Source organism: Chroococcidiopsis sp. CCNUC1 (genome assembly GCF_023546805.1).
Taxonomy (GTDB): domain Bacteria; phylum Cyanobacteriota; class Cyanobacteriia; order Cyanobacteriales; family Chroococcidiopsidaceae; genus Chroococcidiopsis; species Chroococcidiopsis thermalis.
Genome location: NZ_CP097481.1, coordinates 95,020 through 119,478, shown reverse-complemented (window position 1 = coordinate 119,478; position 24,459 = coordinate 95,020). Strand labels below are relative to the sequence as shown.

23 protein-coding genes are annotated in these 24,459 nt (G+C 43.7%); 14 read left to right on the top strand and 9 right to left on the bottom strand.

Annotated elements, in window-relative coordinates; translation table 11 throughout:
* Positions 1-68: 68 nt before the first annotated feature.
* The 3 genes from M5J74_RS29985 to M5J74_RS29975 are packed head-to-tail and all read right to left on the bottom strand — an operon-like array spanning position 69 to position 1,594.
* Entirely contained in the window at positions 69-1,121 is a 1,053-nt protein-coding gene (locus M5J74_RS29985) for a Fic family protein (protein WP_250017604.1), read from the bottom strand.
* A gap of 43 nt (positions 1,122-1,164) precedes the next feature.
* A complete protein-coding gene (locus M5J74_RS29980; RefSeq protein ID WP_250017603.1) occupies positions 1,165-1,371 on the bottom strand; it encodes a glycosyl transferase in 207 nt (68 codons plus the stop codon).
* Entirely contained in the window at positions 1,361-1,594 is a 234-nt protein-coding gene (locus tag M5J74_RS29975; RefSeq protein WP_015163053.1) for a hypothetical protein, read from the bottom strand. The genes M5J74_RS29980 and M5J74_RS29975 overlap by 11 nt, the downstream gene beginning before the upstream one ends.
* Between M5J74_RS29975 and M5J74_RS29970 the strand changes: the two genes are divergently transcribed.
* From M5J74_RS29970 to M5J74_RS29945, 6 genes are all read left to right on the top strand, one after another.
* Entirely contained in the window at positions 1,588-1,728 is a 141-nt protein-coding gene (locus M5J74_RS29970; RefSeq protein WP_250017601.1) for a hypothetical protein, read from the top strand. The two genes, M5J74_RS29975 and M5J74_RS29970, sit on opposite strands and share 7 nt — an antisense overlap.
* A gap of 193 nt (positions 1,729-1,921) precedes the next feature.
* Positions 1,922-2,434, top strand: coding sequence for a methyltransferase domain-containing protein (locus M5J74_RS29965; RefSeq protein WP_250017599.1), 513 nt, complete (start codon positions 1,922-1,924; stop codon positions 2,432-2,434).
* Positions 2,435-2,484: 50 nt separating this feature from the next.
* Positions 2,485-3,024 carry a hypothetical protein gene (locus M5J74_RS29960; protein WP_250017597.1) on the top strand — a complete coding sequence of 180 codons (540 nt, stop codon included), beginning with the start codon at positions 2,485-2,487 and terminating at the stop codon, positions 3,022-3,024.
* Positions 3,021-3,413, top strand: a complete 393-nt coding sequence (locus tag M5J74_RS29955) for a DUF3268 family zinc-finger domain-containing protein (protein WP_250017595.1) — start codon at positions 3,021-3,023, stop codon at positions 3,411-3,413. The genes M5J74_RS29960 and M5J74_RS29955 overlap by 4 nt, the downstream gene beginning before the upstream one ends.
* 89 nt (positions 3,414-3,502) lie before the next feature.
* Complete coding sequence (locus M5J74_RS29950; protein ID WP_250017593.1) at positions 3,503-4,387, top strand: ArdC-like ssDNA-binding domain-containing protein; 885 nt, start codon at positions 3,503-3,505, stop codon at positions 4,385-4,387.
* Positions 4,388-4,513: 126 nt separating this feature from the next.
* Entirely contained in the window at positions 4,514-4,744 is a 231-nt protein-coding gene (locus M5J74_RS29945) for a hypothetical protein (protein ID WP_250017591.1), read from the top strand.
* A gap of 139 nt (positions 4,745-4,883) precedes the next feature.
* Here M5J74_RS29945 and M5J74_RS29940 read toward each other — a convergent pair whose 3' ends face one another.
* Positions 4,884-5,792 carry a transposase gene (locus M5J74_RS29940; protein ID WP_250017590.1) on the bottom strand — a complete coding sequence of 303 codons (909 nt, stop codon included), beginning with the start codon at positions 5,790-5,792 and terminating at the stop codon, positions 4,884-4,886.
* Between the two features lie 18 nt (positions 5,793-5,810).
* Positions 5,811-6,896, bottom strand: a complete 1,086-nt coding sequence (locus M5J74_RS29935; protein ID WP_250017588.1) for an IS630 family transposase — start codon at positions 6,894-6,896, stop codon at positions 5,811-5,813.
* A gap of 565 nt (positions 6,897-7,461) precedes the next feature.
* On the opposite strand from M5J74_RS29935, the gene M5J74_RS29930 reads away from it, so the two are divergent.
* The 3 genes from M5J74_RS29930 (at position 7,462) to M5J74_RS29920 (ending at position 9,487) form a co-directional block, all read left to right on the top strand.
* Complete coding sequence (locus M5J74_RS29930; protein WP_250017586.1) at positions 7,462-7,815, top strand: hypothetical protein; 354 nt, start codon at positions 7,462-7,464, stop codon at positions 7,813-7,815.
* 358 nt (positions 7,816-8,173) lie between these two features.
* On the top strand, positions 8,174-8,881 hold the full coding sequence (locus M5J74_RS29925; RefSeq protein ID WP_250017584.1) for a hypothetical protein: 708 nt from the start codon (positions 8,174-8,176) through the stop codon (positions 8,879-8,881).
* Positions 8,882-8,884: 3 nt separating this feature from the next.
* Positions 8,885-9,487 carry an RES family NAD+ phosphorylase gene (locus M5J74_RS29920; protein ID WP_250017583.1) on the top strand — a complete coding sequence of 201 codons (603 nt, stop codon included), beginning with the start codon at positions 8,885-8,887 and terminating at the stop codon, positions 9,485-9,487.
* A 257-nt stretch (positions 9,488-9,744) separates the two neighbouring features.
* Here M5J74_RS29920 and M5J74_RS29915 read toward each other — a convergent pair whose 3' ends face one another.
* Positions 9,745-10,371, bottom strand: coding sequence for a type IV toxin-antitoxin system AbiEi family antitoxin domain-containing protein (locus M5J74_RS29915; RefSeq protein ID WP_250017581.1), 627 nt, complete (start codon positions 10,369-10,371; stop codon positions 9,745-9,747).
* Between the two features lie 259 nt (positions 10,372-10,630).
* Here M5J74_RS29915 and M5J74_RS29910 point away from each other — a divergent pair, with 259 nt between their 5' ends.
* Complete coding sequence (locus M5J74_RS29910; RefSeq protein ID WP_250017579.1) at positions 10,631-11,053, top strand: hypothetical protein; 423 nt, start codon at positions 10,631-10,633, stop codon at positions 11,051-11,053.
* 123 nt (positions 11,054-11,176) lie between these two features.
* Here M5J74_RS29910 and M5J74_RS29905 read toward each other — a convergent pair whose 3' ends face one another.
* Positions 11,177-12,472 (bottom strand): hypothetical protein, encoded by a 1,296-nt coding sequence (locus M5J74_RS29905; RefSeq protein ID WP_250017577.1) that lies wholly within the window; start codon positions 12,470-12,472, stop codon positions 11,177-11,179.
* Positions 12,473-12,538: 66 nt separating this feature from the next.
* A complete protein-coding gene (locus M5J74_RS29900; RefSeq protein WP_250017575.1) occupies positions 12,539-13,090 on the bottom strand; it encodes a hypothetical protein in 552 nt (183 codons plus the stop codon).
* A 1,209-nt stretch (positions 13,091-14,299) separates the two neighbouring features.
* Between M5J74_RS29900 and M5J74_RS29895 the strand changes: the two genes are divergently transcribed.
* The 3 genes from M5J74_RS29895 to M5J74_RS29885 all read left to right on the top strand — a co-directional run bounded on the left by M5J74_RS29895 (position 14,300) and on the right by M5J74_RS29885 (position 17,082).
* Positions 14,300-14,698: a hypothetical protein gene (locus tag M5J74_RS29895; RefSeq protein WP_250017574.1), complete on the top strand. Its 399-nt coding sequence runs from the start codon at positions 14,300-14,302 to the stop codon at positions 14,696-14,698.
* Between the two features lie 220 nt (positions 14,699-14,918).
* Positions 14,919-15,152, top strand: coding sequence for an MmgE/PrpD family protein (locus tag M5J74_RS29890; protein WP_250017572.1), 234 nt, complete (start codon positions 14,919-14,921; stop codon positions 15,150-15,152).
* A 388-nt stretch (positions 15,153-15,540) separates the two neighbouring features.
* Positions 15,541-17,082 carry a relaxase/mobilization nuclease domain-containing protein gene (locus tag M5J74_RS29885; RefSeq protein ID WP_250017570.1) on the top strand — a complete coding sequence of 514 codons (1,542 nt, stop codon included), beginning with the start codon at positions 15,541-15,543 and terminating at the stop codon, positions 17,080-17,082.
* A gap of 230 nt (positions 17,083-17,312) precedes the next feature.
* Here the strand turns inward: M5J74_RS29885 and M5J74_RS29880 are convergent, their stop codons facing one another.
* Entirely contained in the window at positions 17,313-17,888 is a 576-nt protein-coding gene (locus M5J74_RS29880; protein ID WP_250017568.1) for a hypothetical protein, read from the bottom strand.
* 30 nt (positions 17,889-17,918) lie between these two features.
* On the opposite strand from M5J74_RS29880, the gene M5J74_RS29875 reads away from it, so the two are divergent.
* A complete protein-coding gene (locus M5J74_RS29875; RefSeq protein WP_250017566.1) occupies positions 17,919-24,452 on the top strand; it encodes a hypothetical protein in 6,534 nt (2,177 codons plus the stop codon).
* The last annotated feature ends 7 nt before the right edge of the window (positions 24,453-24,459 follow it).

The following is a 24,459-nucleotide window of genomic DNA, read 5'->3' as shown; positions in this document are numbered from 1 at the left end:
CTTACCATATGATGGAAGGATTGTAGAGCGACTTGCTAAGGGGCATCACAGTTTGTCTAGCACTATGCCTATCGAGCGGGTGGCAGACCATACCAGCTTCCTCTACCCTGTCCATGACGTTGGAGCAGACCGCGCTTGACCAGCTCGGAGAGGCGCGTCTTGACTGTCGGTCGCGGTGCGCCTATAAGTTTCTGGGCTTCACCCGTGGTGATGCGGCCGTTTCGCCGCGCTGCTGACAGAATTTCAATCGCGTCTGGGTGCAGCCCTTCCGCTTGCGGCTCGCGCGCGATCTTCGTTGCCAGCCGATCTTTTTGACTCTTGAGCGATCGCAAGAAAAACCTCAGCCACGGCTCGAAATCGGGTGACTCGCGATCGAGCGTTCCTTGCGTCCGCCGCAGCGCCAGATAATAGCCTTCCTTGTTCGCCTCGATGACGCTTTCCAGCGAGCTATAAGGCACGTAGGAGTAGCCTGCCTTCAGCAGTAACAGCGTTGTCAGCACTCGCGAGAGCCGACCGTTCCCATCTTGGAATGGATGGATTGCCAGAAAGACGACGACGAACAGCCCGATGACGATAAGCGGATGCCAAGCCCCATCAGCCAGCGTCTCGCGAGTCCAAGCAATTAGCTCTTGCATCTTGAAGGGCGTATCAAAGGGCGATGCCGTGGCAAAGATAACACCGACGCTCTTTCCGTCTGCATCGAAAGCTTCGACATTGTTCGGCAGCTTCTTGTATTCGCCGCGATGCCGTTCGTCCTTGGTCGAATGGCGCAACAGCATCGCGTGCAGTTGCTTGATGTAGTTCTCCGTCAGTGGGATGGCAGTGTAGGAATCGAATACCGCATCCATCACCTGGGCATAACCCGCAACTTCCTGTTCGTCGCGCGAGACGAAATCCTGGCGTTCCAAGCGACCGAGCAGCTCTTCTACTTCCCTGTCGCTCAGCCTCGCCCCCTCAATGCGGGTCGAGGAGCCGATACTTTCGATCGTGGCGACGCGCTTCAACACAGCCAGCCGCTCTGGAGCGAGCGTCGTCAAAGTCCGCCACGTTCCCTTGAATTCATCTATTTCGGCAATCAGTCGCAGGATCTCCGGCGTGATCGAAAGCGCCCCAATCTTCATGCCATATCCATTTATCTATCCATTTACATCCACATATATCCATTTATATCCATTTTTGGCAAATTCTGCTATGCGGCAAGGGCAAACTTGAGCCTTCAAATTCTTCACAGTAGCAGCAACAGCCTTTTATGCGCTCGCAAACTTCTACTTGTTGAGCTAGGGCAATTCCTCCTGGATTTCCTACTGCCTGTCGCCGAGCCGCGTTGTTGATCGCTGGTACTGACTGAGGTAATTCGTACTTATTCGCCATAAATCTCTTGCAACACCTGTGCCAATCCAGAATCTAACTCTTGCAACGCTTCATCTAAACTGCCATAGCTGTCTTTACCTTGCCACAGCATCCCACCACTATCTAAAGCGCGGATAAACGAACTTAGGGGACTGTCTAGATCGTAGCCAATTTCAATCCAGCCTTCATGCTCGTTCACCCAGCGAGCAATATTTGGGTAAGTATCCTCAATTGAGTTTGCCATTACCTGTTAAGTTTATCCTTCATGAGGCTTTTGCACTTACAGATATTATTTCCTACACGATTGAAGTCGTCATCCGCCAGCGCGATCGCATAAGACTTTCTCCACTGCTAGAACCTGCTCCTCTTCTGGCGTAACTAAAACGATGAGGGTCAAGCGCGATCGTGCGTTAGATGTCTAATTCCTGCTCAAACGGCATTTTGGCACTGCAAGTATTACCGCGTCCGCTCTAGAAATCAGCAGCAAAGCGAGTGCTGCACCTCAATCCAACACAACGGCAAACGCCTAGCGGCGGACTTCATGGGAGTAAGGCTGGTGAAATTATGACAGATGACATATCCTATTTGGCTCGACTACAAAACCTGGTCTACGCCTCGCTGGAAGTGCTCGATTGCTCGGCGCGGTCTATCCATGCCGATGAAGGTGGCCGTAAAATACGGGGTAGTGAAACCATCGAGCCTGCTTCTGGACTTTGGCTGCGGTAGAGGAAAAGATCTAGAGCACCTTCAGAAACTAGACGTTTCTTGCATCGGTTTCGATCCCTACTGGAAATACGATTTAGCTCTATTGCAGCCAATTGACTGTATCAGTTGCATTTACGTTATCAACACGATCGAGTCCGCAACAGAAAGAACCGAAGTCCTTCAGTACTGCTGGGAATTGACGAGGCGATCGCTCGTCATTGCTGTCAGAACTGATGGCAAAGGCGAAGGATTGACGCGAGTAGGCACGTATCAGAAGTATTACTCGCAAGCAGAATTTAGCAGCTTCATTGCTCAAAGTCTAGGGGTAGTAAGAGTTGAATTTCCCAAACCTGGGGTTGCATTTATTCACAAAAAATAACTAGGATGCTTACCTACCTTGATTCCTAAGTTTGAAATAAATATAACACAATGCATAATTTCGAGAACAATCTACTAGAAGTAAGGAATCTCTTCTTACAAAAGTCTGAATGGACACCTAAATTTTATCACCACCAAACAAACAAAGTTTTATTCACAAGAACTGATGGGTTAGAACTCTATTTAAGCGTGGAGAATAAGCGATTGATTGCTCAGATACACGACTTAAATACTCGAATTAGTATTAGTTTAAGTAAATCTCCCAAAGTCATTTTTACTGAGATTGGGAGACGATTGATAGTTCCAGCAGAAATTGAATGGCAGCAATTACTGGCAAAACGTTCTGCCAAAGAGCAAGCAGAAAAAGAACGTCAAGAAGCTTTGACGAAATTACTAGTAGCTTGCAAAGCTGATTATTACCTAAACAAAGATTTAAAGGACTGTTATACATTTAGACAAATTACTCAAAAAGGCAGCATTCAATGTCAAGTTGACAGCGCAGACTCTGTAACTATGAGGTTGCAGTTCATTCATTCAAATACTGCCTTGCAGATCGTTCAACTGATAACAGAAGAACGATCGACATCATGAAACAGCTCTACTCCTCAACGACCTGCTGCCCCTATTGCGGCAGTCCAATAACTCTGACCAATGCAGAAAAAATTTACGGTAGAAAGGGCTACGGTAGAGTTTGGCTTTGTACCAAATATCCTGACTGCGATGCCTATGTAGGCGCACATCAAAACGGCTCTCCCAAAGGGACTTTAGCTAATAGACAATTGCGAGAATGGCGGCAGGCTGCTCATGCTGCCTTCGATCCCCTATGGCAGTCCGGCATGATGACTCGCAATGCAGCATACAAATGGTTGTCGCAACAACTTGGAATTCCTAAATCGCAAACTCACATCGCCATGTTCGATATAGAGCGCTGCCAGGCGGTTGTGGAGTTAATGCAGAGGTACGAAAAGAACGAGCTTTAACAACAGATGCGCTACAGCTACATTCTCCTCAACCCCTAAAACCTGGATCGTTTCAGGGCTTTTATCTTGTCCCCGACTATTTTGCAACTATGACAACCACAAACAAATCTCGCCGACTCAAAACTGACATAGAACTTGCTCAAGAAAAACGCTCAGCGGCAATGGCGAAACTCGAACAGGGCATTCAATCTCTGCTTGACTCCGGTCGTTGGCAGCAATGGTTGACAATGATGAGTCGATTGAAGAGCCTTTCTATGAACCGCTATAGTTGGCAGAATTGCCTGCTCGTTCTCATGCAAAATCCAGATGCAACAGTTGTTGCAGGCTATCGTGACTGGCAAAAAGCGGGCAGGCAGGTTCGCAAGGGAGAAAAAGGCATCGCCATCCGCGCCCCCTTTACAAAGAAAACCGGAGAACTTGATGAGGAAGGTAAGGAAAAGAAGTCTACCTATTTCAACCTGGTGACAGTATTCGATCTCTCGCAGACCGATGGCGAAGAGCTACCCGAACTGGTTTCTCCCCTTCACGGCGACGATGCCGGACTGTACGCTGCTCTGGTTCGAGTCTGCTCAAAGCGCCAAATTCCCGTGTTTGAGGAGTCAATGGATTCTCGCAACGGTTACTGCAAATTCGACCGCAAAGGCGATCGCGTCGAAAAAATTGTCATCAGTAATAACTTAGAACCATTACACAAAGCTAAAACTCTTGCTCACGAACTATTCCATGCTTTAGCTCACAAAGGAGAAGACTACGCTCAGCACAGAGAATTGATGGAAATAGAGGCAGAAAGTGGAGCATTTATTGTGTTGAACTACTTTGGTTTGGACAGTAGCGATTTCTCTATTGGCTACGTTACGGGTTGGGGTAATGGCGTAGATGCGATCGCGCGACTGAAAGAATCTGCCACTTGCATCCAGATCAACAGCGATCGAATCATTAACATGATTGAGGAGCAAAGATCGCTAGTAATCTAATTAGGTTTTCTCAGCTCTTGCCACAAAGATCGAGCTAAGTTTAGCCTTGATTCTCTAGTTTCCAAGTCAAAAGCAAGCTGCAAGAGCTGAGTTTCTCAACTTAATCCTTTAGAAAAACTCATAATAATGAACATTTCGATCCAGCCTCACATTGAAATTTGGTTTGATGGCATAGAATACGGCTATCGCATAGACCTACAAGACAAATCTATGTGTGAAATTTTAGAGATAAGTTCAGTCATGGAGGGTAGTTCCACAACATATAACAATGCAGTTTATACAGCACTCTCAGTCATTAGAAGTTACGCGATCGAATTGAAAGCAAGAGCGGACAAACTCAGTCGGAAAAATTATTAGCTTGTAAAAACTCATAGATGATGGCCCTACCGAATTGTATGTAGCGTAAACTGCATAATGGTTCAATAGACTTGTTGCTCAATAGCGAAAAGACGGCAAGATAATCAGCTTTCATCCCGCTTTCACTACTCCGTTAACCTTAAGCAGCACTCAGGTAGAAGTTCCACAGTCCGCAAGCGGTCAACATCAAGTGGTCATCGAATCCAGACACACGATTCCTGTATACTTCTGCAACAGCTCGATAGCGCTTCACCCCAGCAAAGGCATTTTCACACACCACCCTTTCTTGACTCAGTTGCCGATTTTCTCGCTTCTGGTCGTCCGTTAAGCTGCCGCCCCGTGGCTTTTTGTGGGGAATGCGAACCTGAACCACCTCGTTTTGCAATCCCTGAAAGCCCAAATCCAACGCAATCGGAATTTCATCAGGGATCGTTTGAGCTATCTGCGTTTGATCGAGCAAGCGCTTATCGTGCACTTTGCCTTCTCTTGCTGGAGTTAGAATCAGAACACGCTTTTTTTCATCTGTTGCTCCTAAATGCTTGCGAGTATGCCGTCGCTTTTTACCAGAGTAGTTGTCCTTCTGGCTCTCTTTGTCCTGGGGACGGGCAATCGGACGCTCAGTGCCGTCAATCATTACTGTCTTCACTGAAGGAAAGCGTTCGATGAACGCCTCGACGCTATCAATTTTGCGCTCTGGTAGTGCTAGCTTCTCGCCTAATGCTACTTCCAGCATCGGTTGTAATCGATGTACCCAACGGTTAGCACGGCTATAGTCCAGGTCAAACAAAAAGCCCAAGACATCAAAAGTGGGGTAGCACTTGAAGTACACCAAGATCAAGAACAACTTGGATTGACTTTCACCCAATTGCCCTTTTTGCCCCCCGCCCGCTGCCCGTTGTCGAGGACGACCTGCTAAGGTTTGGTGATTTTGTGCGGCAAGGTATGCACGCTCAAAGGCTGGTAGCAGCTCATCAAAGGCTTGGCGGTTCAGTCCGCTCAAAGAGCGTAGCAGTCTGTCGTTGTTGAGCGCTCGTTCGATATCCAGCATGGGAACAGTACTACTTGGTTAAATGTTTGCAACTTCTAAAGAGTTGAGAATATATTTCCATCCAGTCAAACTTTTAATAGTTTTTTCGCTAAACGAGTTGAGTAGTCGTCTGACTTTGGTTTTGAGAGCATCGAGATTATTAAAAAGTTCCCAACCCAAAAAACCTTTGAGGTGTTCCCAAAGTCTTTCTATCGGATTAAGTTCTGGACAGTGAGCTGGCTGAAACAGAAGAATTATATTTTCAGGAACTTTAAGTTTGGGAGTAGTATGAAATGAGCCGTTGTCTAACTGAATAATATGTAAATCTTCTGGATAACCTCTAGAAAAATCATTCAGGAATTCCTGAAAACATTCTGTATCTAAGTGAGAAAGTTCGCGGAAAAAATTCTCTCCGCTTTCGGGTTCTACAACACCATACACATAGTATTTCTCTCGCCTAAACTGAAGGCTTCCTATAGGTTTGACTCCTCTGGATGTCAACTTTCTTCTCTGAATACTTTTCAATCCTAACCTAGTTTCATCTTCGCACCAGTAGCGGACTTCTTTAAACTTTTTTGACTGCTGTTCTGCCTCTTCTATCAGACTCAATAATTTTTGTGACAGTTCTTTTTTGAAGTTTTCTACTGTCCCTGGCTCTTGCTCGCTACTTTTTGGTCTAGCTACTTTTAAATCAGCTTTTAGTTTGTCATGAACTAAATTATGTACCACATCATACTTCACTTGTATCCCTAACTCTGCTGCTAGCCATAGCCTGACTTCCTCATAACTAGAAAATCCTTCTGGTTCCAGTAATTCTTGTTTCAATCGTTCTACCGCCAACTCTGGAATTAATGGTGTTCTTCCTGTACTTTTACCTACTTCTAACAGATGATTTAATCCCCCCTGACGGTATCGGCTTAGCCATCTTTGTACTGTGACTCGATTACGTCCTAATACCTCTGCTAAATGTTGCACTGTTTCTACTTGTTTAGTTTTTAGCAAATACAGTGCTTGTACTCTTTCTTTCCCAGTTGCAGTTTTTTGCTGCTTTAAAAGAGTTTTGAGCGTTGCGGCTGATTCGATAATATCGAGCTTGACTTTTCCAGACATCAGAATTACATTCAAATACTTTTCCGCTCAACTGTAGCGTATTAATAACCAAATGGTAAGCTAGGGCTTTTGTCTTGTTTTCAGTTTAGCTTATTGAGCAACAAGTCTAATCTCAGTAGCTCGTGTTGCTCCTATTGAGAGTTCGATAAATCTGCCCCTTTGATTATGCCTCCTTTCGTTAGAAAGTGCTTTGCACTAACGGTAGTGAGCGATACCTATTGGAGGTACTATGAACCAATACGATTTCCAAACATTAACTCAATTATTTGAAAAAAGGATTGAAATTCAAAAGGAGATTCATCAGTCGCTACAACGGCAACTCCGTACTCTAGAACACTTGAAAGTTGTTCGAGAATTCTCTCGATCTATCGATCTCTTTTAAACCTAAACCAACACTAATTCTTCTATTTGCTCTAGAAGAATTAATTTTTTTACTACTGACGATCGCAGCTTTCTCCTAAAAAACGGCTGCACCGAACTGAAGGGAGAGCTAGAAGGGAACCGCCACATGCCCAGCTCTCACCCACACATATCCCTAGCGGGTCGCTACACCAACCGCCAGCTCATTTAGGAGAATCTAATGTTACAAAATTTCCTCACTATCGCAATCGAACTCACCATCGTTGCCTTTGCTATTTTCATGGCAATTGACTTTACCGCTAGAGTGACGGAGTTGTTTGAGTCGATTTTCCAGCTATCAACTGCTCCCAGCATACAACAACAGCTCGTGCAGTCTGATTCCCAGAAGATCGCGATCGCACCAAGATTGCTGCCTCAGCTAGACCCAAATATGGTGGAAGACCCCTGGATTTCTGACTCTACATCAACAGCGACATCAACTGCAAGGGCGATCGCCACTACTCCCCCAGTTCCACGGCTGCGGCTACTGCCCCAGCACGCCAGTCTTTGTCGGAAAAGTTTGAAATTGACATAGCCTCACTCAAGCTATACAAGTTGCATGGCAACAGTGTCGTAAGGGTGGCAGACTTGCCGATTGAAGTTCCTGCCTCACTCAAGCACTACAAGTTGCACAAGCGCGATGTGGTGCGGTTGATTGACCTAGAAAAACTGCTTGCTACTTGATACTAATGCCTAACTCGGAGGGTTATTGTTTATACCAAGCGGCAAAAAAGTTGCAACGTCACAATCCCCTAGCAATACGGCATCAGACGGAGAACTGATGCCATGCTTTCTTAGCGCGATCGCTGTCTCATTCTCAACCCGCCTTCTCTTTCTAGTTGACGAAGTTGACGAAAATAAACTATTCTAAATTTAAAGTCAAGAAAAATCTCATGTTTACTAAAAAACATAAAACTGGCAGGGCAAAAAGAAGATCTGCTCTGGCTACCGATCGAGCAGGACAGAAAACTCCACAAGATCTGGAACAGCAGGAAACCTCTCTCCAAAAGCACGTTTCTCAGCTCCGCTACCTTAGCAGTCAACCAAAAAAGGCGGCTTTGGTGGATCTCGTCCTCGATACTGTTTTGCAAGCCATCGAGCAATACCCCGTCGAGCGACTGCCTGAAAACCCCACCTCTGGCACCCAGATGTTAGTCAATCTCATGCAAGAGACAGAAGCCCATCGAGCGATTGATGCGGCAGACCCTTTAGAAAGGGCTAGGTTACGCGGCATTGCTGCTAGAGAGCGGTTGCTGAATGCAGAAGGAGGTTCGTTGACCATATCCCAAGTTGAAGAATTGCTTAGCATCAGTCGTCAAGCTATCCATAAGCGTTGCCGTAAAGGTAAGCTGATTGCCCTAACTACCAGCAAGCGCGGCTACCTTTTCCCCAAATGGCAATTTACTGAAAATGGTGTTCTTTCTGGGCTAGAGTCGGTGCTTGCCGCACTTGACGAGTCAGAGCCTTGGATGCAAGCTGCATTTATGCTCAATCCCAACATCTGGCTGGATGGAGCAAGTCCCCTAGAGATGTTGCGGCAGGGAAAAATAGAGGATGTTTTGGTAGCGGCACGCGCCTCTGGAGAGCAAGGAGCGGCTTAAACTTTGAGTCAAAATGTCGCAGCCCATCCAAATCCGCCTGATGACCTGAACGATCGCCAACTGCTACTGGCTAACTTTAGTGGACCTTGGTTTCGCATCCATAAAAGCAAATATGGAGCTATCCACTTTGCCAAGGATGCAATCAACAGATTCGACGATCCTAAAAAAGAGTATGGTGTTTTGTACTGTGCTGGCGATCTCTACGGTGCCTTTATCGAGACATTGGGTTGGTCAACGGGATCTAGAGATATTAGTGAAAGATCGTTGTCTACGCGCAATCTTGCAAGTATTACCAGCAACAGACCGCTACGGTTTGTTGACTTAACAGGAAATGGGCTAGCACATATTGGAGCTGATGCCGAAATATGTACTGGACGCGATCGCCACCTGAGCCAACGGTGGAGTCGTGCTTTGTGTCTGCATCCGAGCCAGCCAGATGGGATTTGCTACATCTCTAGACACGATCCGCAAAGAGTTTGTTATGCTCTGTTTGAGAATGCTTCAGTAGAACTAGCTGTTGCAGATATCGGTCAATTGAACGGCTTAAGCGTAATTGAAGAAATTGGGCAAATTATTGACTACTACCAATTCACTCTGCTCGACTAATTCCGGTTTTGTATCCAAGAAACCATAAGCCGTCCGGCTAGGACGGATTTGGGATTGATAATCTATTTACTTTAGCGTATTGGAAGACACATCGCTGCTACTAACAAAGTGGTCTGAGAGGCAGAGCAATGCCGCCAAACAAACAGAAGCATTGAGCAATGTTCTAATTTACTGGATGTTCCACAGATGAGAGCGGTTGAAGTTTAACAAGCGCTGCTTGACTGTGGCTGCTTGGTTCTTCATTGGTTGGGATGCCTCTAGCAAAATGAGAATGCTTTCAGGTAAGGTTTCATCACGTTTTCAACTCGGCAAATTTTGGCATAGTGGTGCAGTTCGCTGCGTGGACCCCATTTTTCATTCAAATAACGTCGTTGTTGCAGATAGTCCCGCAGTGCTTCCATCGCCACGTCTTGCCCTACCTTGTGGCGGAATTTGAAACAATCCACCACTGTTTTCGCCGCGCTCGTCACTCGTACCGTCACTCCCTCAAATTCATGTGACTCAACGCCCGCAGTGAATGCCTCCCCAGACATATAAACTAGCTGTACGGGTGGATAATCAATTTTGGGGCGATGTGCTTTGTTCTGGATTGCCAACCAAACTTGCCACGACCACTGGGTTGTCAATTGGTGGAACTGTAGTGCCGAAAGCAGACAAATCACTCCATTTGGTACTCGCTTGCAGACTTCAACCAGGCTGTGTTTCTCCGTGACGGAGTACTCCATAGATGTATACACGCCCCGATTGGAGCGCATCAGTATTCCTTGCTGTTCTAGGCGCTGGAGATAGCTGACGGGAATGTTTCGCTCCTCAAAGTCTTTGGGTGCGACGACACCTCGGCTCTGTACCAGCTCCAAAGCTTGCTCTAACTTAGTTTTGCTCATAGCTTTAGTTGAAATCCTCGGTATTTACATTATTTTACCTAGCTTTTAAAACAAAAATGCTTTTGACAAACAAAACTTGAGGTTCCACCCCTACACTTGCTTTCAACATCTGGATAGAGGCGTTCTCTTTTTTCTAGTTGGTGAAAAGGCTGCGCCTAGACAAACAGAAAAGCTTAACTATTCGTGCAGGTTAACAGCGCCAAAAAAGGCTGCGCCTGTACGAAAAAAATCACTCTTGCTACTTGTAGAGGATACAACTATGGCTAACACTAGGAAACTATCTCTAATTAACGATGCTGCTATGGGCGAGTACCGGATTGAAGCTTACGACTCACGTAAGTATAATGCAGTCTTCTATTCCATCCGCGAACTGTACGGTAAAGTTGCCCAACGGCAGCTAGGGGAAGCCTTTGACTGGGAAACGTTCAAACAACACTTTGAAACTAGCTTTGGTAAAGCCGAAGAGCGCAAGTACACGATGGAACAGTTACTTGCGTTTGCTAAAGACAAGTTTGACTATTCCCTAGAAAAGTTGATCGAGTACAATCAACGTAGCTGGCAGCGCCGCGAACAATGGCTAAAACGGCAAGCTACATACCGGAAACTCGAACTTGTCGAACAACCCGTAACTGGGGGTGACAGTATTTTTGCTGCTGAAGCTGCTACGGAAGAAATTGCTTAATAAACCAAAAAAGTTTCTCCGAATTTATAGAAATCAGCCCTAAAAAGGCTGATGTTTTTTCATATTATGAACGCTACTGTTATCAAGCAGAAAGCTACCACTCTTTAGAATGCGTAGAGGCTGTTATAGTCGGTCGGGCATTTCTATAAAATCTTTAGGTCTAACATACTTCGTAGTTTGCTTTTTTGCAGAATTGCCATTCCCGTCAGAAACATCTCTTTCAGGAGAATTATTGACAGCCACATTGCTAGCTTTATTATCAGCTACAGGTGGAGTAAGATTGCTAAAATTAGGGACTTTATACTTAGCACTAAACCGTTCAAAACTCTTGGCGTGTACGGACCATGCATCTGCGTATCTGCTGGGGGACTCCCCAGCAAGTAAATCTGGCGACACCATAACACCGCCATTCCAAATTACTGTTATGCCTTCTTTAGCAAAATAAGCGTCTAGTTCTGGCGCTACATATTCAGCAGTACCGCCAGTCAGGATCGCCTCATCCAGTTCGGTTGGGGCAAGAGACTTAATCCAACGCACGACTGCCCGCGCGTATTCGTCGCGAGAAATCCTAGCAGCGGCAGCAAATGCTTTTCCATCTAAACGGATATCGTTGGCAGAACGCTTTCTCGACAACCCTTGCAGTACCTCTAGATTGCCATCGGCTCCAGCAGCAACTAAAGCCTGCAAGACTTTTGGATCGTTTCTAGACAACCCGCCCTTGGCGCGACCGACGAAGTTGTTCACCATCCAAAACATACCCAGATCGCTACTCGTGCCAGATCTGAGGTTGCCGCGATCGCAGATGAAGCAACTAGCATTTCTGTAGCCCAGCATGACTAAGGCAATCGTCTTTTGCTTGTAATCTGCACCTAAGTGTCCAATTCGATAGCCAAAAACACCCCCACCTTCTGGCATCAACTCAAAATCTAGAATCTTCACGCGCAATTGACCGCTCGGCGTATCAAACTTGGCTAAAGATGCTGCTAGCTTCGATAGCAACAACGCCTTATCGTGTTGGCTGACTTCTCCTGGCGGTAAGAGCAATAACAGCGAGACGCTAAAACGCCCTGCCAAGCCTAGCTTTTGCTGCAAAACCCATAGAACACCCGCGATCTTAGGCACTGCCAATTCATACTTGAGATCCCGCAACTGGGAAATGCCGCCAAATCTAGCCCTTGCCAAGTAACCCACGGCAAAATGATCCACCCCAGGCACTTCCACCCAACAACTATTTTCGGGAATGCCCTCGTTCTTTAAATCTTTAACTGACTCGGAGGAAATATCTGCTAACTCTGGGTCCATGCTCGTCACTACAGGTACAGCACTCCCTAACTGCTGGGCGATCGCCTTCGTCCTACTGGCACCTAAATCGAGCGTTACTACTATATCAGGTACGATTTTAGTTTTTACTTTTGTCATTCAGAACCTATTATTCGTTTATTGTCATTTTTGATAGATACAAATATGTAGCGAAAAACCGCATCACTATAATCTCAGTTGAAACATGGCATCCCACGATTCATCTTGAGGCAGCTCCTCTTGCGCTTCATCTACCTCATCTACCTCATCTATCTCATTATCAGTAAGTTCAAAGTCTCGTTCCTCTTCCTCCCCTAGCACTTCCTCTTCAAGATCCTCCTGGGTTGTAGTAACTCCAGGTGTACAACCTTCAGTTCCAGGCTCCTTCTTCCCCACTGCAGTCTCTGCTCTGGATTCTGCAATCAACTCTTCTACCATTGGCTGTACCAGCACTACTTGCGCCATCCCTTCCAACCTACATATTTGCTTGAGCTTCATTATCTGCGCCTCTAGCTGTGCGATCGCGTCAATAGCTGCATCCCGTAACTCTTCACCTGACACCCCTGCATCCAAGAGTGCTAGGGGTAAATAATACGCCCGCAATGCGTCGCACGCTAACTCCGTCTGCCCTCGGCGACGATTTTGCAAATAGCTAATTACTATTCCATCGGCACTATCGCGCTTACGCATGATTCGCACTAACTCAATTGAATCCGATGGTAATGCTTTCCTTGTCATAACTGGCAACCTTCAACAAACCTACTTACCAAACACCCAAAACCAATTGTTTGAATTATTCCTATGCGACACACTGTCATATAAAGCTACGTCCTGCTGGAAAGGAAGTTGGCGGGAATGCCATTAATTGTCTTCGGGTGCGATAAGAAACGGACTCGAAGAGCATCGTCTCAGATGCCGAGAAACGCATCGTCACCCATCCGAGCAGCCCGCAACACCTGCTTGATTTCTTCAGCAACTAAAAATAATTGACAAAAGATCGAGCCTGCAACCGCTTACCTAATTGTTAGTCTCCTAACTGGTGCTACCCTGTCAACACCGCTATTTCTATCGATTTACTCTAGATTCTCAGTAAATGTTATGTATATAAAACTACTTTATCCCTATGTAGGACAATTATCCTCAGTATTTACCCTAATTTACTCGTAATTACCCCAATCATCCTCACTATTACCCCATCGCCCTTTCTCTCCCAACGCTCTCTCCTTCCCTCGATTACCTCAATTACACTCGTAATTACCCCAATTACACTCGTAATTACCCCAATTGGAGTCAGGTCAATTAGGTGAATTGCAAGTGCCTCGTCAAAGTCCCCTAAATCCTTTCACCACTTACTTTTGAGCTTCTCGCCCTTTACCGCAGTCCGCCGCTCTCGGTAACAGCCCTACACGCTTCCGCCAGCTATGTTTAGAGCATCTCACTTCTCCTCAGCTATTCTCAATAATCTCTATTGTTGACAATAATGAGGGCGATTTTTGTATTATTTTTGTATTACGTTGCATTACAAAAGCGATCGCATCTCAACTATTCTTAAGCATCGTACTATGTCACTTTCCCGCCGTTGATACACACTTCATAAAGTAATTACACAGGCAACAAGACTACGATCGCGTACTAATATTTTCGATTGCATTGCCTTCATCAATACTCTGAGCTTTACTCCGAGCTTTGTGGCAGCAACTGTCTAGCAACAGTATGAATAGTGTATGCACTAAAATTCCAGTACACAAATTACGCTCCTCAGTATATCTTTGTAGCTTTTATAATCAGTTTTTTTGAGAGCGATCGCCGTCGAACGACACTTGCTACAGCCACGGTATTAATCTCAGATTCAAGTCCATCCAGTATTCTTATACTGCTGCCTTTGCGCCAGCTATGTTTGAAGATGCTATAAATAGAATAAGTTAAGTATAAAAAATAACTCTTAAAATGAAGATAGAAAAGCAGAAAAAAAACAATCGAGTCACAGCAAGGTTCAGTGATGATGACTATGCCGAGGTAAAAAAGAAAGCAAACAAGTCTAATACTACCGTTGCCGAATATATAGAAATATCTGCCTTACGTAGGGAACTCCCTACTCCCCCCACCATCAACCAAATCCTTGTCTACCAAAATTTGGGCAAAGCCAGGGAACTTATATTTACCATTCGCAATACATGCAAGCTGTATAGCGATCGCACGGTGCCAATTGCAGAAATTATGCCCCTGCTAGACGCTATGGAAAACCACATTCAAGTAGCTGGAATGGAAGCTTATAGGTTAGGGAAGATGCGGAATAATATAGAAACTGCAGAAACTGCTACTAATAACAAAGAAGAGGTAGCATGACGAATCTCAAGGAAATTTTCCCAATTCGATAAATTTCAAAATCTCCCTCACAACCAGCCATATAAAGAGATATACTTACAGTATACTAGCGAACAGCTTTCTCTAAAAAGTGTAGTAACGTTTCTGATTCAAAATTTTACGATGCTTGAAAGCCTTACAGCACGCTTCCTAGTTCGGTTCTAATTTGTCAAAATAGCAAAATAGATAAAAAGATAAAACTATGAACAATAGCGAATTTTCTGAATGGGGCAAAAAACTAGAACGCTTAGCACAAGCAGGCTTACAAAAGGAAATTGCCGAACACAAGGCTAGCAATCGCTCAATATTCTACGAAAGAAATGGTATTACTATTATGGAACTACCTGATGGGCGCTGCTTTGAATATCGGCTGCAAGATGGAAAGATTCAGATTGTTAGTGAAGTAGAAAAAACAAACAGCACTCCACTCAAATAAGCAGTAAAATAGTGCTGAAACAACTTAAAACTTAATCCAGATTGGTAAATTATAACAGACAACTTCTGAGGGAAGTTGTTTAGTAAAATCCCGAATAAATCACCTTTTTTATAATAAGCAGTAGGCGAAAGAGCTGGTAGCTATTGCCCACAATTGCGATCGCAGAACTGGATAGCGATCGCAAGATATTGATCGCCTGCAACAACTAGTCCACGTACATCAAGACACGTTTCCAATTACCTGCGTTTGTCTGAGTATCCAATGCTTTCTGATGGCTAGCACTAATCCTCGAACCAGAAAATTTTCCTGATTTATTTTTTCTCCACTCTGCTAGTAAAAATAGTATTGTATAAAATGCAACTCTAATTCAACAAAACTCATAATTGTAGTGATAGGCAAGAACTACAAGCACGCAAGCTTCTGGGGGACGTTGGCATACGTTCTGAACGAAAAGAAAAATCCTGTCACTATTGCTACTAACATGATGGGGACAACACCAGCACAACTAGCAGCCCAATTGAGAGTCACTTGCGACCTCAATCCAAATGTACAGCGCACCTGTATTCACATCATTCTCTCGCTGCCAGATAGAGACGGATACCGCGAACGCCTAGAAGACAAGCAATATGCAGAAATTAGCAAGCGATACCTACAAGCAATGGGATTTGTGGGAGAAGGAACTCATGAGTGTCAGTGGCTCGTCGTTCGCCACGACGACGCAAACAACGCCCACATTCATATAGTCGCGAGTAGGGTGAGGATGGATGGCACAACAGTCAACGATTCTTGGGATTGGTGGAAGTCTCAAGTTGCCATCCGCAAGCTGGAGCAAGAGTATGGGCTAGAAATTCTTTCATGTAGTAATTCTCAAGTAGCAGCAGCTGTGAAAAAGCAGCATGGCATCGAAACTGGTTATACTACCCGCCGCGCTCCTAGCATCAGACAGAAGCACCACACTTCAAATCAGAAGTCACTAACGCAACAGTTTGCCCAAATCATCGACGATCTGGTTGCAACTTCGCCCACTGTCAGTCAATTTATTCAACGTCTGGAACGGGAACACGATATTACAGTGTTACCTAAGTTTTCTGGTGACAGATTTATGAGTGGATTTAGCTACTCCAAAGATGGTTGGCAGATTGCTGGGTATTCTATTGGCAGCAATTACACCTTTCCCAAATTGATCCAACGCGGCTTATTTTTCGATCCAATCGAAGATATGCCAGCTATTGTTGCAGCTCGACATCCCCAATTAACAGCCACTGAGGGTAAGAAGAGGAGAAGAAGCAATGTCAAAAAGCAAAATGTCGAAGCAGGGGAACTAACAATATCCCTTACCTCGACTGAGATTGCCAGCGGCAATGGTGGCAAGGGCGATCGTTATGACGCTGTTGAAGATAGCCCCAGTCAAGTCACAGTACCTATCGTCTCAGCACAAATTGCAGAAGCAGATTTAGTAGAAATTTCTCATCAGATGCATGAAACTCAGTTTAGTGACAACAGGAGACAACAAACAACAAAAACTAAGAAAGAAACAGAAATTCCTAGATCTCATCTAGATGCGATCGCCCAATCCGATGAAGGTAGTAGCTCCAACGATACCTGCCACCCCACGCCTTGTATCGCTCCTACACCGTCATATTCCCGTTACTCTACTATAGTGACAGCATACCTTCTGACGCTTAACACGACTTTCTTCAGTGGTAACAGATACTCAGCCCAGCTCGATAATAATATACTTACTCTGACTCGCAACTCCAATGGAGAACAACTCTTAAAAACTGCATACACCAACGGGCAATGGCAAGAAATAGAAGCGACGCAACTGACCCAGCAAGATGCAACAATACTAGATAAAATTGTTCCAGCTATTCAACAACTGCAACAACAACTGAAGGCAACAAAAAAAGATGTTGACTACAGTTGTTAAATTAAATCCTCTAGGAATCCTGTCAATAAATGCGTTTGGGAACCAAATCCTATTCGTTTTAATAATTTGTTCAGCCATACTCGAACTCAAATTTATAATTTTAGCGTTACGTTACCTCATGAAAAATCAACATATATCTGAGATAAAATCAGAATTTTATTAGATCCAGTAGAGATAATAAATCCCTTAAGATCGCTTTGATCTCATTTAAAGCGATCGCTAAAGGAATGTTAAATCTGCTGCCAGTGCTGTTGTTCGTAATCGTCGCTTTCCAAACCGATAGAAAGTTCGGATATCTTTTCAGCATTACGAATGTCTTGTCGAACCCTATACATTTGAGCTGGATTCTGAAGTCGAGCAAGATTGCTTGCACGAGCGATCACCTGTTGTTCTGGGTAATTAATTCCTACCTGGGCGTATTGCATCGACAATTGCTCGAAATCCTCGACCTCAATTTTTTTCAGACGCTCTTTCTCTTCCAGCCAATCTTCACTGTAACCGCGCTGCCGCATATCTTGCTGGTACTCCTGGCGCAAAGAACCATCAGGATTAAACTGCTGCCTCTCTTCTTCTGTGAAGATAACATCATAAGCAGTGTAAATAACCCATTGTTCGGGGTCGATTTCGTCAAGCTGCTTCAGTCTCTCGTACTGGGCTTTTAACCTTGCAGCAAAATTTGTAATAGCTGCTTCTGACATACCATCAGCACGCATACTTTCAACACAATCTGCTTTCAAATTACCGTCAGAATTTATCTCCTTTTTATTTTGATTTAAAAAACGATTTAAGCGTGAATACTGCACCATTATTAACTCTCTTTGTTGAAATGTCCAACTATGACAATTACTGCTAAGCATTTCAATACTAAACTAAACCAATGGATTCACATTGACAACGATCTCAACAATACTGAATCTTTACTAAAAGAAGAATTAAACAATACGTTACTAGAGTATTTCTTTCCCAATACTGAATTTTCGTTTGGTCACATGGACGAAACTTCAACAGCCACGGAACTCAAAAACCATCCAGACGGTCACGTACTGCTCCTTTCATCTAAGTCTAGATTACTCTACGGACCCAAAGAATGTTTGGAAGTTATAGATCGACTATGCCCCGACCGCAAAGACAGGGGTGCTTACGGATCGATTTTCCTTGGCTCTTGTGAAAATGCGATCGCCCAAGAACTTAGCATTCTAATTGTTGATGATGCCACAGGTGAAAACAGCGGTGTTATCAATAATAAGCAAGCTCGCAGGCTTACAGGTGACTGCTACGGACAGATATCCACCGAGGTCTACAACCGCCTCACCCATAGAGAAATCGATACGAAAGCAGCTTACCGCGTCATCCAACACCGCTTTGGCTGGACATCTCAAGATGGCGATGACACCCAGTTTAGATTTGGCAAAGGCACTCTAAAGCCTAACAACCTAGACGATCTAAAATATCTAGATCCAAACAACCAACCAAAAATCGATCTCATCTTACCTCTATCCTCCTTCAAGGGAACGGACAAGGACAGACCTGGCGCTCCCCTAAAATCACAAATAGAGCCTGGGTTGTATAAACAAAAGATTTGGCTAGGCGAAAAATCACAATCCCAACGAGGGAAGACTGCAATTTCGCAGCTATTAGCCTCATTCCCTGTCGGGATCAAAGATTTTGCTGAAGAATTAGAAGCTCAAGCCAAAAGGCTCAAAGAAGCCCAAGACGACCCGCGAAAACTAGCAGCTCTATACTGTGAAAAATATGAAAAACGTAAGGACTTTAATCAAGAACAGAAAACTCAGTTGGAGAAGGAGGTTAAACAAGCTATAAAATCAAATAAACTGCCAGAGTTTATAGAACAATACAGCCAACAATTAGAAAAATATGAAATAGATAATGAGGGAAATTTAGAAGAAACCGATTCTAGAGAAGATTTAATTATGTACCGACTCATCAAAGCCGATCTGATGAGTCATTGTCAAATTTTAGAAACAGAAAAAGTCCAGCAAGAACTAGCTAGGTTCGTACAAAATGAATGGAGAGACATTGCCACTGGTAAGAGTTTACTCTTTGAACGAGCAATGGTAATTCCTTCTAAAGAGTTAAAGAACGGTGAGATCTGCATACCTTGGTATAACCCAGAAGAAAAAGTTCTGAACTTTCGCTCGCCATTCCTCAATTCCAATGGCTTGTGCGTTTCTACTAATAGAATTGTAGAAGATATATTGGGACCAGATAGGAATCCCTTAGAAGGAGCGATCGCAGTTAGTGATGAAACCTTCACTCAAATCTACAACCGCATTCTCTTGCAAGTTAAAGATGCAGTCGCCCAGGTAAGAGAACAAGATACTACATTTAACAGTAATGAAATTCAAACTTATCTCAATACCAATATTAATACTTTAGATCTTTCAGAAAAAACAAAGCTTGCTATTAGTTTTAACAAAGAAATTGATAAATTAAATAAACTAGGTTTCAACATTGAATCGCTTGTTTTAGAATCAGAACAAGAACGGCAAGGTCGCGACTACGACGGCGACTGCATTGGATTTACCTTAGCAAAATGCTACCCCTACCTTGCAGAAGAAGCAGAATACAGAAACCAGATAGAAAATGCCTACGCTCCTACCCCTAAGCTGAAAAAACAATCTTTCTACGGGGCAGATGGAGCGCAGCCAGAATTTGAAGAAATTGCCATCCATATGAGCGATGGAATCAGTGTTGGTGCAATCAACAATCACCTCACTGCAATTGAAGCACTAGAGTCAGAGATTATTATCCTCAAAAATTACAGCACTGCTGAAGAAAAATCGGCATATCTCGACGCAGTTGCCAAGCACTATAAAAAAATTCTTCCTACTATTATTCAGGAAGAACAAAAGCAGCGCGAAAAAGATCCTCACGAGCGAACGCGGCAAGCTAAACAAGATTACATTCAATATATGCAAGAATTTGTAGAGCTTGCATCCGTTAGAAATAGGAATAATGAAATTATCGAAAGAGCTTTTTCCGTTAACAGCCAGATGTATCAAAAAATGATTCAAGCAGCAGCATTTCAAAATCAAATTGCTGTTGACTTATTCAAAAGTGCTAAGAAACCAGATATGGAAGCGATCGCTGAAAATAGTCGCTATCTTTACCGAGAAGTGAACTATATCAGAGATAAGAAAAATAAAAACGCATACATAGATAGAGGAATACAGGCTAATGGCTATTCTCCCGTAGAAATCATTATTAGTAAAACTAATGAATCCTTTGAACAAGCTAAGCTCGAATCTCGCCCAATTTCTCAATTTAGTAAGCTATTTGACCAAGTTGAATTCAGCCATCAAGATAAATTACAAGTTACTCTAGCTAAAAAAGAATTTGACGAGCTATTCAGTAAGGCAACTCAAATCAAAAAGCGCAGAGAAATTGAGCAGGGTCCATACCTAGTCATCAACGGTCAAAGTGGCAAACAAATTGAAGTTACCAATTTAATTAGGTATAACCATCCTAGTATATGGCAAGCCCAAGAAATAAAATTTAAAATTGAGGAAATTCCCAAACATAAGCGCAGTCCTGACAGACCGCATCAATTTATGGTTTTAGCTCAAATTAATGGCGAACTCAACGAAAACAGTCAAGCCTATTTCCGCCGACTAGGAACTCTGAGTCAAGAGAGCGAAAACTTGAACCTAAAGATAGGCGCAGTCTTTACATCTATTGCTTTTGGTCTCAGACCAGAAATCTCGGAAGGACAAGCTAAAATCCTGTTTCAAAAAGCATCAGAAGTAGCTGAAAACTTTTACTCTAGAGTTCCAGAAGCAGAACGAATGACAATGGCTGCTGCTTCCTGGGAAATATCGACCACCAAGCAGCAAGGCGAGACAAGTACTAATAATAGCGAAGATAAAGTACAAAATAGCACTAATAAAGTATCTAACTTTGTTTTCACCACTTTTAAAAATGAGTTAATTGAAAGATTAAAGGAATTACAGTTTAAAGATTTTACGCTCGTTAGTTTAAAAGCAGAAAGCGAAGCTCTAAAGTCTGAGAATGCTAGCAAAACTTATCAAGCAAAGTTCGATCTAGAAAATAGCGAAAGAGTTATAAAAATTCAGTCCGAGCGTGGCGAATATATTACTCTTGGCATACTACAAGCTCAATCGCCAAGGCTACCTCTAGGTACGACCGCTGCTGTCAGGGTTGCTCGCGAAAAAGCCGCTACAGCAACAGCCATCGTTCAAATTCCAGGTAAGCCAGAAATTAGTTTCAAAATTAACGAGATTAAAAAATTTCAATATGCAGATACGATCTTTAATGGAGAAAGGGTAAAACTCCAGATAGTCAGCGGTAAAGTCCCAAAAAATAACGAAATAGATATTTATCTTGAGGGAAAAAGATTTGGTAGTATCGATGCAGAATCAGCTCAAGAAGCTGAAGCAAAAGGATGGATTAAACTCGATAAAAATGGTAGTACCCAGCTAAGGCTTAAATTTAAATCTATAGTTACTGAAGGTGCGGGTGCTTATTTAATTGCCGAAACACCAACTGGTAATTTACTGAAAATTAATAAAATTAATGATGAGTTTAAAAGAATCAGTTATGACGATCGAGAATTTAGAACGCTCTCTGCTTCCTCCAGGGGATATAAAGAAAAAGTTTTCTTTGCAATTGACAATAGAACAGTTGGCGTACTAAACAATACTAAAGAATCTATAGCTGCTCTCAATGCCCTAAAAACAGGCGGGCTGTTTAATGGTAGCAGCAGTACGCTACCGTGTAAGATCCAAAGTAATTTTACTAGCTGTATCGTCACAGTAGACGTTGCTACCGTCCAGTATCCAGAAATATGGGTAAAAGAAAGCTCATTAAATACCGCAATCGACATTCAGCAAAACTTCAGCCAAAAAGATCGGCAGCAAATTCATAGCCAAATCCACAATATCATTACAGAGCGCCCTACAATACTCTTCCAAAGTCAAGAAGATATAATGCTTGGTTTAGTAGGTTTAGCTGTTGACAGTCGTAAAGTTGACACAGTTAGTAATTGGTTGACTAAAGTAGGTATTGAATACTCTCAAATTCCACCAGCAGAAGCTAAAAGAGAAACCAATAAAGGCTTGGCAGTATTCATGCTCTCTGGTAGCACCATTCGTCCAGAAATCCTGGAAAACCTTAACACTAAATTTGGCAAAGTAGCAGATGCAACGCCGCATGTAGTAGATATTCCTATTACAGAGCAATCTATCTTGTTTTATAATCCTCACCAGAGTTACTCAAGTAGTAATGCCAATGCCATTATTCGATCGGAAGCTTATGGATTAGTCATACCTGCTCAAGACAGTATTGCAGTTAGTAGTTGGTTGTCTTCCCAAGGTATAAAAAGCAAATCTTTTATTGAAAATAATTGTATTGCATTTGTTATCGATAAAAATGAGTCGAACGCTCAATTTATTCAGCAAGAAATTATATCTAAATTAGGAGAAGCAATTGACGTTAGCACTGTAGAAGGCTACGAGCAGTACGAGCAAAAACTAAATGAATTGAATGAAAACCTCAGTCAGTGTGACACTTCGATCCTTCAAGCTAATACTTCAGCGAAAAGCGAATATCAGCAAATTCTCGATCGCCTGCCAACAAGACCTAAAGAATTGCTCGGACAATGGGAAAACGCCGTCGCAGTCACCACGCCAGCAGCACCTCAACAGCCTACTGACATATCATCCGACAGTAACACTCAAGCCACAGATGCTAGCCTTACTGATACACGGCGAGAGCGGATTGCTGCTTCTACAGGACAGCCAACAGCAGAACAGAATACCCAGCTTGGCATTCAAGAGATTATTGCCTATGGCAACCAAATGACCGCCCGCGCTACCCAGTCCCGAATACCAGAACATCCGATCGTCTCTGGAAAACCAGTACCGATGGTGTATGACCTTCACACCTACGATGAACCCAAAACCCTACCCGTTAATACGACTATCGATGCCATGCGGGGATATGGGAGAGTGCATACCACTAGAAGTATTGACTATGAAAAAGCATACGGCATTAAAGAAGGGGATATTGCTATTGCTGTAGGTAAAGATGGACGGCAGGTTGCATTCCGCGTTGGCAAGCAGTACGAAATTTCAACCGAAGCGATCGCCGATCCAACCTACCAGCAAGCCTGGGCAGCTTGGGAAAAACATTCAGTCAAGGAACTCACTCAAAATCAAGCTAGTAAGGGGAAAATCTACGGTCTATTTATGGAACCCCTGGGCGATTACATTGACGGCAAAATCGTCCCATTTCCAGCGTTACAGCAAACGGAGCGAGCAAATGCTCCACCAACACTGCGATCGCAGGTAACTCCTGGCATCAACATTAGCTCTGGCAGCCAAGACCCTTTAGGGGCAGCTCTGACAAATCCCACAGTCAAATCGAAAGCCAAAGGACGCATTCAAGGTGATTACCCTGTTTCCTTCCGAGATAATCCAGAAGTGAAAGCTGGTACTTACGGACCTGAAACCTACAGCCAAGACAAACCAGCTGGCGTTCCTTTTGCCTCTGCCGAACAAGCATACCAACACTACAAAACAGGACTACCACTGGGCGAAGAACGGATCGAACTGATGGCTGAAATTATTCAAGCCAAACTCGAACAACACCCCAAACTTTATCAAGCGATCGCCTCACGCGGCGGAGTGCAGTGGTTGGAAAATTGCACCCACTACGTCACTGCCACGCACGACAGCTATTGGGAAGGTCGAGGCGATCGATCTCCTTTTCTACGCGCTCTGATGAGAGGATACACGCAAACTTGCGAAACTACCCTTTCCACGCCAGCTACCGCTGCTCCTGACTCCAACGCGCTCCTATCTTCCGAACCGAGCCTAGCCCGAATGCAGAGCGTATTAAGTTGGAACGAGTCTGGCAGCGAAAATCTTGCCGTCATCACCGACAGAAGAAGTATTGATAATTGGCTGAAGGCAGCTGCAATTCTCGACAAGTCTCCTCCATACATCCAACGCATTGAGGCAGTAAAAGTAGAATGGGAAGCAACTGGAAGGTTGAGTGACAAGGCTCGCTCGACAATGCAAGATGACTTAGCAACGCTTTACATGGCAAACGAATTAGCTTATCGTGCTGAAAAAATTGCCAAAACTCTTGGTACTTGCCTGCCAAATAACTCCCTGCAAGTGACTGGCAAACAATACGACGTACTGCTTGACAGCCAAAAACAAAATTTATCAATATTAGATAAAAATGGCAATAAAATTCTCGATATTCAACAAGGTATAATTCACCAACAGCAATTAACGCAAGAAGTTATAAATTATTTCAAAGTAGCAAACCTACAAATTGATTCTGCACTCAAAAACGTTGAAAAACATCTCTTAGAGCCATAAAAGTACC

Excerpts from the sequence above, each read along its gene's own strand:
- M5J74_RS29985 (WP_250017604.1), bottom strand. The coding sequence starts at position 1,121 with ATGAAGATTGGGGCGCTTTCGATCACGCCGGAGATCCTGCGACTGATT.
- M5J74_RS29980 (WP_250017603.1), bottom strand. The coding sequence starts at position 1,371 with ATGGCGAATAAGTACGAATTACCTCAGTCAGTACCAGCGATCAACAAC.
- M5J74_RS29975 (WP_015163053.1), bottom strand. The coding sequence starts at position 1,594 with ATGGCAAACTCAATTGAGGATACTTACCCAAATATTGCTCGCTGGGTG.
- M5J74_RS29965 (WP_250017599.1), top strand. The coding sequence starts at position 1,922 with ATGACATATCCTATTTGGCTCGACTACAAAACCTGGTCTACGCCTCGC.
- M5J74_RS29960 (WP_250017597.1), top strand. The coding sequence starts at position 2,485 with ATGCATAATTTCGAGAACAATCTACTAGAAGTAAGGAATCTCTTCTTA.
- M5J74_RS29955 (WP_250017595.1), top strand. The coding sequence starts at position 3,021 with ATGAAACAGCTCTACTCCTCAACGACCTGCTGCCCCTATTGCGGCAGT.
- M5J74_RS29950 (WP_250017593.1), top strand. The coding sequence starts at position 3,503 with ATGACAACCACAAACAAATCTCGCCGACTCAAAACTGACATAGAACTT.
- M5J74_RS29945 (WP_250017591.1), top strand. The coding sequence starts at position 4,514 with ATGAACATTTCGATCCAGCCTCACATTGAAATTTGGTTTGATGGCATA.
- M5J74_RS29940 (WP_250017590.1), bottom strand. The coding sequence starts at position 5,792 with ATGCTGGATATCGAACGAGCGCTCAACAACGACAGACTGCTACGCTCT.
- M5J74_RS29930 (WP_250017586.1), top strand. The coding sequence starts at position 7,462 with ATGTTACAAAATTTCCTCACTATCGCAATCGAACTCACCATCGTTGCC.
- M5J74_RS29925 (WP_250017584.1), top strand. The coding sequence starts at position 8,174 with ATGTTTACTAAAAAACATAAAACTGGCAGGGCAAAAAGAAGATCTGCT.
- M5J74_RS29915 (WP_250017581.1), bottom strand. The coding sequence starts at position 10,371 with ATGAGCAAAACTAAGTTAGAGCAAGCTTTGGAGCTGGTACAGAGCCGA.
- M5J74_RS29910 (WP_250017579.1), top strand. The coding sequence starts at position 10,631 with ATGGCTAACACTAGGAAACTATCTCTAATTAACGATGCTGCTATGGGC.
- M5J74_RS29905 (WP_250017577.1), bottom strand. The coding sequence starts at position 12,472 with ATGACAAAAGTAAAAACTAAAATCGTACCTGATATAGTAGTAACGCTC.
- M5J74_RS29900 (WP_250017575.1), bottom strand. The coding sequence starts at position 13,090 with ATGACAAGGAAAGCATTACCATCGGATTCAATTGAGTTAGTGCGAATC.
- M5J74_RS29895 (WP_250017574.1), top strand. The coding sequence starts at position 14,300 with ATGAAGATAGAAAAGCAGAAAAAAAACAATCGAGTCACAGCAAGGTTC.
- M5J74_RS29890 (WP_250017572.1), top strand. The coding sequence starts at position 14,919 with ATGAACAATAGCGAATTTTCTGAATGGGGCAAAAAACTAGAACGCTTA.
- M5J74_RS29880 (WP_250017568.1), bottom strand. The coding sequence starts at position 17,888 with ATGGTGCAGTATTCACGCTTAAATCGTTTTTTAAATCAAAATAAAAAG.
- M5J74_RS29875 (WP_250017566.1), top strand. The coding sequence starts at position 17,919 with ATGACAATTACTGCTAAGCATTTCAATACTAAACTAAACCAATGGATT.